This is a genomic window from Arthrobacter sp. P1_B4 (genome assembly GCF_056406555.1).
Map to the genome: position 1 here is coordinate 26081 of NZ_JBFTZW010000030.1, position 8677 is coordinate 34757.

Sequence of the window (8677 nt, forward strand, 5' to 3'; positions counted from 1 at the left end):
AGCATCCTACGGCCGCACCTGCAGGGGCGCGCCGGCGGCGGGGTGGTGCTGCAGGAAGTAGCCCCGCGTGGACGGCGCGAAACGGCAGACGGCGGCCAGCGCCAGGCCCAGCCCCAGGAGCAGCACGCCGCTGATGAAGGCCCCGCCGACGCCGAAGATCTGCGTATCGCCGTAGTCCGGATCCCACATCTGTACCGCCGAGACGAAGAATGCCGCAGTCAGCATAAGGGCGCCGAGCAGGGGCATGACGCCGCGGAACCAGAAGTTCCGCGCCGAGCTGCGCAGGGTCGCACGGAAGTACCAGACGCACGCGAAGCCGGTCAGGGCGTAGTAGAACGCGATGAACAAACTGATCGAACTGATGGAGTCGGCGAGCAGGTTCTCGCTCAGGAAACTCATCAGGACGTAATAGGCGACGGCCGCGGCACCCATGACCTGGGTGGAATACCCCGGCGTCTGGTTGCGCGGGTGGACCTCGCCGAACCTGCGCGGCACGGCTCCGTGCACGCCCATGGACAAGGTGCCGCGGGCCGTGGGAAGAATGGTGGTCTGGGTCGAGGACAGCACCGAGGCCAGGACGGCGACGACGATCAGCCAGCCCCAGGGGCCCAGCACCACGTCCTTCATGGCCAGGAAGACATCGTTCTGGTTGGCCTCGTTGCCCAGCCCAATCCCTTCCGTGCCCACCGTGGCATACATCATCACCAGCAGGGCCACAGAGACGTAGATCGCCACAAGGACAAGCGCGGAAATGACGGCGCCTCGGCCGGGCGTGGTGGCAGGGTTTTCGGTCTCCTCGTTCACCGCGAGGCAGGTGTCCCAGCCCCAGTAGATGAACAGGGCCAGCAGGGCTCCATGCACCACCGCGCCGGGATCGGCGAACGCACCGGCGGGGTTGAACCACTCAAGGTCGAAGGCTTGGCCAGGGGCCGCGCCGGGCACCGCGCCCGCGATCCGGAAGACGATTGCCATCGCGAAGATGCCCAGCGAGAGGTACTGCACGTAGGTCAGGACCCGCTGGACATGTTCCCCGAGGCGGATGCCGCGGTAGTTCACGAAGGTCATGAACACGATGAACAGCACACCGGTGGCGGTGACCACGAGGCTGTTCCCGGCCAGCGAACCGTCGCCGATCAGCAGCCACAGGTACTGCCCGGCGACCTGGGCGAGGTTGGCCAGGACCACGACGCCGGCCAGGGCCACGCCCCACCCGCCCAGCCAGCCGGCCCAGGGACCGAACGCCCGGCGGGCCCAGATGAAGGTGGTCCCGCAGTCCGGCATGGCGCTGTTGAGCTCACGGAAAGCGAAGGCGATGAAGAGCACGGGCACGAAGCCCAGCAGCAGGATCAACGGGGTGTAGTTGCCGTTCACCGCCACGATCAGTCCCAGGGTCGCCGCAAGCGAATAGACCGGCGCGGTGGAGGCCAGCCCCAACATGACGGAGTCTCCGAGATCCAGGATCCCGGCGCGCAGTCCCTTGGCCGGAACTGCCGCGGGACCCCCGGGGCCGCCGGCCGTCGTCGTCGTCGTGGTTCCGGTGCTCATAGGGCAATACCTGCCTTGCTGGAGTGGGCCTGGTTCGAGGCCGGGGCGGGCGCGTCAATCGTGTTGGGCACGAAGCGGCAGAAGTAGTCGGTGATGGGCCCGTCCGACTCGCGGATGCCGCAGCCGACCGATTCGCCGTCGACCACCCAGAGGCCGAGCACGGGGCGGTTGCCGTCGAAATCGGGAAGGGCATGGAACTGCTGGTAACACCAGCCTTCCCGGCCATAGTCGCCGGGCTGTTCGAGGTCGATGCCGGCGGCGTGGATCCTGATGTTGTCCCCTTCCCGGCCGTGCAGCGGCTTGGCCACCCACTCCGTGAGCGGCCCGGGACCGTCAAGATAGGCCGGAAGCAGGTTGGGGTGGTCCGGGTAGAGGTGCCAGAGCGCCGCGAGCAGGGCCTTGTTGGACAGGAGCATCTTCCAGGCCGGCTCCACCCAGCGCGGATTGTGGGCGCGCTGCAGCAGCCGCTGCCCGAACGGCTCCTTCATCATCAGTTCCCAGGGGTAGAGCTTGAACATGGTGCTGATCATGAAGTTGTCGAGGTCCACGAAGCGGTTGAGGTCCGGATCCCAGCCGATGTCGGACATGTTGATGCCGATGGTGGTCCAGCCGGCCTGGCTCGCGACGTCCCGCATGTAGGCCGCCGTCATCCAGTCCTCGCCGGATTCTTCCGCCTCGGAGTGGGCGACGTGGAGGGTGCTCATGCCGGTGCGGTACTGCAGCCTCTTCCACTGTCGGATGAGCGCTTCATGGATGCCGTTCCACTGGTCCTTTTCGGGAAGGACGTCCTGCAGCCAGAACCACTGGGCGACGGCGGCCTCAATGAGTCCGGTAGGGGTGTCCGCGTTGTACTCCAGCATCTTGGCCGGGCCGCCCCGGCCGTCGTAGACGAAGTCGAAGCGGCCGTAGACGTCCACATCGCCGGCCTGCAGCGATGCAGCCGCCAGTTCCATGGCCTGCGGCCCGATCCCGATGTTGCCCATGGCCCCGGTGGCGAGGAACTTCGCGGCCTCGAGGCACATGCGGTGCATGTCCTCGGCGGCCTTTTCGAGGGTCTCCACTTCGTCCATGGTGAATTCGTAGTAGGCGCCTTCGTGCCAGTACTCGACGTTCGTGCCGTCGGGCAGGGCCGTGGTGGAGAAGACGAGGCCTTGTGCTTCAATCCGCTGTTTCCAGTCCGGCCGCGGCGCGGATCCCAGTCGTTTCATCCCTAGCCTCCCGTGCTTCCGCCCTTGGCGCTGCCGCCGAAGCCGCCCCTGCTGACCGTGCCGCCCTTGGCGCTGTACCCCGTGGACGCCTTGGCCCCGGTGGGAACTGTCCTGCTGTAGCTGGGGTAGCCCGACCGGTTCTGGCCCAACCCGGGCACGCTGGCGCCGCGGGAGTAGAAGTACCAGGAGTAGATGCCGGAGCTGCGGCCGTCCGTGCTGCTGTTGTTGCACTGGGCATCATCGACTCGCTCGCCGGTGTCGTCGTTGAAGCACACCTGGGCGTAGTCGGCCTCGTCCTCGTTGCTGGCCACCATGGCGGTGATCGTGCCGGCCAGGAGCGCCGTGACGCCCAGCCCGACGACGACGGTACGGCGCTGCGAACGCTTCTTCCGCGCCGCCGCGGCCGCCAGGCCGCGCTCGCGTTCCAGAGCGAAGGGGTCAACCACGGCGGGGGCAGTGGCGTCAGCCGGAAGTCCCGGCGGCGCGGGCTGGCCGGGCTGGTTCTGCAGCTCGGGCCGGAGCTCCGGCTGTGGAATCTGCCACGGAGGCTGCTTCCGGTCCTGCCGTGGACTGTCCGGGTGCTCGTCGTTTCGGCCCAAATCTGTCCCCTCACGTCTGGCCGCAGGGTATCCCGCGGAAGGCTTGCGTGCTTTTCCCGACGCCAGCCTAACCGGCCTCCGGATCCCGGGCGATGGAAAGGGCGTGACGTGTCTGCGGCGGGCGCGTGGGAAGCGTGCCGGCGCTGAGTCCGGGGCCGCGGGCACGCCGCAGGCCTACACTGGTGCCATGGAAACCGCATCCGTGCTTGCTGTCTGCAGGGTTCACCAGCTGCTCGATGATCCCGGCAGCGTCGGGGTCACCGCGATCGACAAGCGCCCCGTGGACGGACCGGTGAAAGTCCACAAACTTGGCCTGCGCGGTGATATCCAGGCGAGCAGGATCCACCACGGCGGCGAGGACCAGGCACTCTACGCGTACTCGCAGGACGACGCCGACTACTGGGCCGGCGAACTCGACCGGGACATGCCAGCGGGCATCTTCGGCGAAAACCTGCGGATCACGGGCCTCAACGCCTCCAACGCCGTGATCGGCGAACGGTGGAAGGTCGGACTGGACGTCGAGGTGGAAGTCACCTCCCCGCGCATCCCCTGCGCCACCTTCCAGCGGCGGATGGGCGAGCCGCACTGGGTCCAGCGGTTCACCGAGGCCGGCAGGGTGGGCACCTACCTCCGCGTGGTCCGGACCGGCAGCATCGAGGCCGGAGACCACATCCACCGGCTCTTTGTCCCTGGCCACGGCGTGACAATCGCCAAGTGGTTCACCGATCCCACCCTGGAGGACATGGAGGCCCTGCGCGACGCCGACGCCGACGGCCAGATCCGCCTGCAGCCCGAGTACCACCAGAGGTTCGAACAGCTGCAGCGCCGTCTCGGGGTCTAGGCGTGGGGAGCCGGTGTGCGCAAGCTCACCAGCCCCCGTCGGCCCCTCAATTACCACTGTTCCGCTCCATGCCCTACACTTGAAATATCCCCCACTCCGGAAATCCCTTATTCCTGCCCAATTCTTGAGGCAGGACTGGCAAGTGTTGGGGCCCGCAAATGTGATGCGGGCATTTTCATAGGGAGAGCCGGCAAAAGAAAACGCTGTACAGACTGCTGGGATAGCAGCCAAGAGATGCAGCGGGAAGTCCTGCCACGGGATTGCGAAAGCGCCGGACTTCTATGTGACCCGCCGGTCAACCGTACGCCCGGCAATTCGTGTCACGCGTACTGCGGCTCCGCTCACCTCGGGTTGTGCCGCTTGGCCCCTATGGATGAGGAAATTTCACCTATGCCCGAAAATCAGAACAACTCCGTCGACACCGAACTCGCCACCGAGAACACCCAGGCCGACGTCGAGACTTCTGAAACGGCTGCCCCCGCAGCCGGCTCCGCCCCGGAATTCACCGAGGCTCCTGCAAACGTTGTAGCACCGGCCGCCGAAGCTGCCGAAGCTGCCCCGCAGGCAGAGACCAAGACCGAGGCCACTTCCGCCCCGGCCAAGGACGAGGACGCCGAAGAAGAAGGCGTCAAGTTCGTAGACCTCGGCATCGATGGCCGTGTCCTGGCCGCTCTGCAGGACGTCGGCTACGAGAAGCCGTCCCCGATCCAGGCAGCAACCATCCCGCTGCTGCTCGAAGGCCGCGACGTCGTGGGCCTGGCCCAGACGGGTACCGGTAAGACTGCAGCATTCGCAGTACCGGCACTGTCCCGCCTGGCCGAGCTCCACGACCTCAACGGCCCGTCCCGCAAGACCCAGGCCCTGGTGCTGGCCCCCACCCGTGAGCTCGCGCTCCAGGTTGCCGAGGCCTTCACCTCCTACGCCAAGCACATCGACGACTTCACCGTCCTGCCGGTGTACGGCGGCTCCGCCTACGGCCCCCAGCTCGCCGGCCTGCGCCGCGGCGCCCAGGTTGTTGTCGGTACCCCCGGCCGCGTCATCGACCACATCGCCAAGGGTTCCCTGGACCTGTCCGAACTCCAGTACCTCGTGCTGGATGAGGCCGACGAGATGCTCCGCATGGGCTTCGCCGAAGACGTTGAGCAGATCTTCCAGCAGACCCCCGCGGGCCGCCAGGTTGCGCTGTTCTCCGCCACGATGCCGAGCCAGATCCGCCGGCTCTCCAAGCAGTACCTGAACAACCCGGCCGAGGTGCAGGTCAAGTCCAAGACCACCACGGGCGCCAACACCCGCCAGCGCTACCTGCAGGTCATGGGCCCGCACAAGCTCGATGCGCTGACCCGCATCCTCGAGGTCGAAGAGTTCGAGGGCGTCATCGCCTTCGTCCGCACCAAGATGGCTACCGAGGACCTCGCCGACAAGCTGCGCTCGCGCGGCTTCCAGGCTGCCGCCATCAACGGCGACATCCCGCAGCAGCAGCGTGAGCGCACGGTCGAGGCCCTGCGCGACGGCAAGATCGACATCCTGGTCGCCACCGACGTCGCCGCCCGCGGCCTGGACGTCGAGCGTGTCAGCCATGTGGTCAACTACGACATCCCGCACGACACCGAGTCCTACGTCCACCGCATCGGCCGCACCGGCCGTGCAGGCCGTTCCGGCGACGCGATCCTGTTCATGACCCCGCGCGAGAAGTACCTGCTGCGTTCCATCGAGAAGGCAACCCGCCAGCCGGTGGAGCAGATGCACCTGCCCACGGCCGAGACCGTCAACACGCTGCGCCTGGGCAAGTTCGCCGAGCGCATCACGGAGACCCTCGCGTCCGAGGACGTTGCAGCGTTCCGCGACCTGATCTCCTCCTACGAGGAAGAGCACAACGTGCCGGCCTCGGAAATCGCCGCCGCACTGGCCGTCATGGCCCAGGGCGGACAGCCGCTGCTGGTCAAGGAACTGCCGGCAGCGCCCGAGTTCCAGAAGCGCGAGCGCTCCAAGGACGGCTTCGGCTCCCGCGGCCCGACCCGCACCCTGACCGAGGGCAACGCCACCTACCGGATCGCCGTCGGACGCCGCCAGCGCGTCATGCCGGGTTCCATCGTTGGCGCCATTGCCAACGAAGGCGGCATCTCCTCGGCCCAGATCGGCGGCATCGACATCCGCTCGGACCACTCCCTCGTGGAGCTCCCGGCGGACCTGAGCGCCGATCAGCTCAAGGCGCTGTCCCGCACCCGGATCGGCGGCGAGCTGATCCACCTGGAGCTCGACAACGGCCGTAAGCCGGCCGGGGACCGCGGTTCCTACCAGGGCAACCGTGGCGGCGACCGCGGCGGAGACCGTGGCGGCTACTCCGGCGGCAGCGGCAACTTCAAGGGCAACGGCGGCTTCAAGCGCGAATTCCGCAAGGGCGACGGCGAGCGGTCCTCCGCTGACCGTGGCGGCCGCTCGTTCAGCGAGCGTTCCGAGCAGCGCACCTTCGGCGCGGACACCCGCAAACCCCGCACCGAAGGCGGCTTCAAGCCCCGCAACAAGTGGTAACCACTAGCACCCTCTGAGAACGGGCCGGCTCCCTGAGCCGGTCCGTTCTTGTTTAAGCTTCCGGCCCCGTGTTCGCTTCGTCACAGCGGCGGCCGCCGATTGGTCCCGGGAGCCGATTCGGGCCCCCAGGACCGCCCCGGGAGCCCGGATTTCCGCTGTTTCCGGCYGGTCCGGCGTCGTACGGCCGCCGATTTGTTGGTGGGCGAATCTTCCGGTAGAGTATTTACTCGTTGCCCCCCTAGCTCAGTGGTAGAGCGCGTTCTTGGTAAGAACGAGGTCACCGGATCGATTCCGGTGGGGGGCTCTGAATGAGGGCCTGTGTCAAGGCGGTTTTTGACCGGCTTAGCGCAGGTTTTCCTCATTTACGGCGGTGTAGCTCAGTTGGTTAGAGCGCACGACTCATAATCGTGAGGTCGGGAGATCGAGCCTCCCCACCGCTACATAGAAAAACCCCCGGATTCCTTGAGATTCCGGGGGTTTTTCGGTTAAGGGGGATTAGCCCTTGACAGGTAGCCATTCCCCTGTGTTCCCTCGAAACAGTAGCCATTCTCTGAGAGATGGCTACAAAATGGCTACTGTGACCACTGCGGCAGTTGCCCGAACTCACTATGAGGGCTGGCAAACGCTCCGACGAAGATACCGGGGCCACCCGCCGACCGGCGTCTGACAGTCTCTAGCAGAGCCGCTGTTAGTGTGGCGTGGTCACAATGAGTGTCATTTGAGTTGGGGGAAGACATGGGCCAGTTGTCCAGGCGGCACCACACAGTGCCGCGCTTTTATTTGGATCGCTTTGCTGACGCTGGGGGACGGGTGCAGCAGGTGTGGCTTCCTGGTGACCGTCAGCACCCGGTGTCCATAAGCAGTGCCTCAGTCATCAAGGACTTTTACAACATCAATATCGGGACGCAGCAGGAGCCTGACCTAAGCGACTTTTGGGAGAAGCAATTCGCTGAAGTCGAGACAACAGCGGCCGAGGCGTTTGAAGCTGTTGTGGATGATTTGGTTTGGCCGCCGTCACCAGAGCATCGCTCTGCGATCGCGTTGTGGGCCGCTCTCCAGCAACTGCGAAGCCCCGCGGTGAGAAATCAACAGCAGGACCACGTCGCTTCCATAATTCGGATGCAAACAGCAGTCAACGGCATTGAGTATCTTCGTCGGGTCATGGCCAAAGGTCTTGGCCGTGAAGTGGGCGAGGCAGAGTTGGAAGCAGAGTGGGGGGACCTGACCAAGCCGGGAGGTCCCAAAATAGACCTAGGGGCGGAGCGGCATATTCGACTTCTCAGAACGCTCATCACCCCCACCGCTGCGATGTTCGCTGGCTCTGGGTGGACGTTGTATCGCTTCCGCCGTCGTGCGCTACTGACGTCGGATACCCCGGTCGCCCTTTTGCCCCACCCTGACGAAGATCCCATGATGGGCGTGGGACTGGGCACTGCTGGTGCCTTTCTGGTTCCATTGTCTCGCCATGTAGGTCTCTTCATCGGTCAACCCGGCACGCCAGACATGCACTTGGAGGGGACGACTGTTATTGCTCGCTCGATCAATACCGTCACTGCGAATAATGCCCGTCGTGCTGTCTTCCATCATCCTGCCGATGATCCGTTGCGTGGAATCAACCTTCACGAGCCAGTAATCAACGAGGTTGATGATGGAGGTATGGATGAGTGGGTTAGTCGTGAGGGATGGGGTGCCGCTTTCGGGGAGCAGAGCCCGGCAGTTGACCCCGGGGACGTGCCCGACGAGTGGGGCGAACAGTTAGAAGTGGACGAGCGAGTGGATACACGACGTCCTGACTTCAGCTTTCCCGAGCGCGCCTCTGGGAACGAAATCAAGCATTATGAGTGGCCAATACCCCATCGCATATTTCGTAACCCGCATGCTCCTACTTCGAGCTGATTGCCTGCGGACTCGTTGCAGCGTTGAGGCGRCCCGGTCGGTTCGTGCCACCACACAGC

At 65.4% G+C, this 8677-nt stretch carries 6 protein-coding genes and 2 tRNA genes; 5 read left to right on the forward strand and 3 right to left on the reverse strand.

Annotated features, from left to right (window positions below):
* Window positions 1–6: 6 nt before the first annotated feature.
* From AC1D1W_RS11740 to AC1D1W_RS11750, 3 genes are read right to left on the reverse strand one after another with little or no spacing between them, the layout of a single operon-like run.
* Window positions 7–1545 carry an APC family permease gene (locus AC1D1W_RS11740; protein WP_476943765.1) on the reverse strand — a complete coding sequence of 513 codons (1539 nt, stop codon included), beginning with the start codon at window positions 1543–1545 and terminating at the stop codon, window positions 7–9.
* Window positions 1542–2753 (reverse strand): glutathionylspermidine synthase family protein, encoded by a 1212-nt coding sequence (locus AC1D1W_RS11745; protein WP_243181128.1) that lies wholly within the window; start codon window positions 2751–2753, stop codon window positions 1542–1544. The genes AC1D1W_RS11740 and AC1D1W_RS11745 overlap by 4 nt, the downstream gene beginning before the upstream one ends.
* Window positions 2754–2755: 2 nt before the next feature.
* Window positions 2756–3352 (reverse strand): Tat pathway signal protein, encoded by a 597-nt coding sequence (locus AC1D1W_RS11750; protein ID WP_476943766.1) that lies wholly within the window; start codon window positions 3350–3352, stop codon window positions 2756–2758.
* Window positions 3353–3539: 187 nt separating this feature from the next.
* Here AC1D1W_RS11750 and AC1D1W_RS11755 point away from each other — a divergent pair, with 187 nt between their 5' ends.
* The 5 genes from AC1D1W_RS11755 to AC1D1W_RS11775 all read left to right on the forward strand — a co-directional run bounded on the left by AC1D1W_RS11755 (window position 3540) and on the right by AC1D1W_RS11775 (window position 8618).
* A complete protein-coding gene (locus tag AC1D1W_RS11755) occupies window positions 3540–4193 on the forward strand; it encodes an MOSC domain-containing protein (protein WP_476943767.1) in 654 nt (217 codons plus the stop codon).
* A gap of 390 nt (window positions 4194–4583) precedes the next feature.
* Window positions 4584–6722, forward strand: a complete 2139-nt coding sequence (locus tag AC1D1W_RS11760) for a DEAD/DEAH box helicase (RefSeq protein WP_476943768.1) — start codon at window positions 4584–4586, stop codon at window positions 6720–6722.
* Window positions 6723–6954: 232 nt separating this feature from the next.
* Window positions 6955–7026: transfer RNA gene (locus AC1D1W_RS11765), tRNA-Thr, on the forward strand.
* Between the two features lie 62 nt (window positions 7027–7088).
* Window positions 7089–7162: transfer RNA gene (locus AC1D1W_RS11770), tRNA-Met, on the forward strand.
* Window positions 7163–7433: 271 nt separating this feature from the next.
* Window positions 7434–8618, forward strand: coding sequence for a DUF4238 domain-containing protein (locus tag AC1D1W_RS11775; protein ID WP_476943769.1), 1185 nt, complete (start codon window positions 7434–7436; stop codon window positions 8616–8618).
* Window positions 8619–8677: the final 59 nt, after the last annotated feature.

Excerpts from the sequence above, each read along its gene's own strand:
- AC1D1W_RS11740 (WP_476943765.1), bottom strand. The coding sequence starts at position 1,545 with ATGAGCACCGGAACCACGACGACGACGACGGCCGGCGGCCCCGGGGGT.
- AC1D1W_RS11745 (WP_243181128.1), bottom strand. The coding sequence starts at position 2,753 with ATGAAACGACTGGGATCCGCGCCGCGGCCGGACTGGAAACAGCGGATT.
- AC1D1W_RS11755 (WP_476943767.1), top strand. The coding sequence starts at position 3,540 with ATGGAAACCGCATCCGTGCTTGCTGTCTGCAGGGTTCACCAGCTGCTC.
- AC1D1W_RS11760 (WP_476943768.1), top strand. The coding sequence starts at position 4,584 with ATGCCCGAAAATCAGAACAACTCCGTCGACACCGAACTCGCCACCGAG.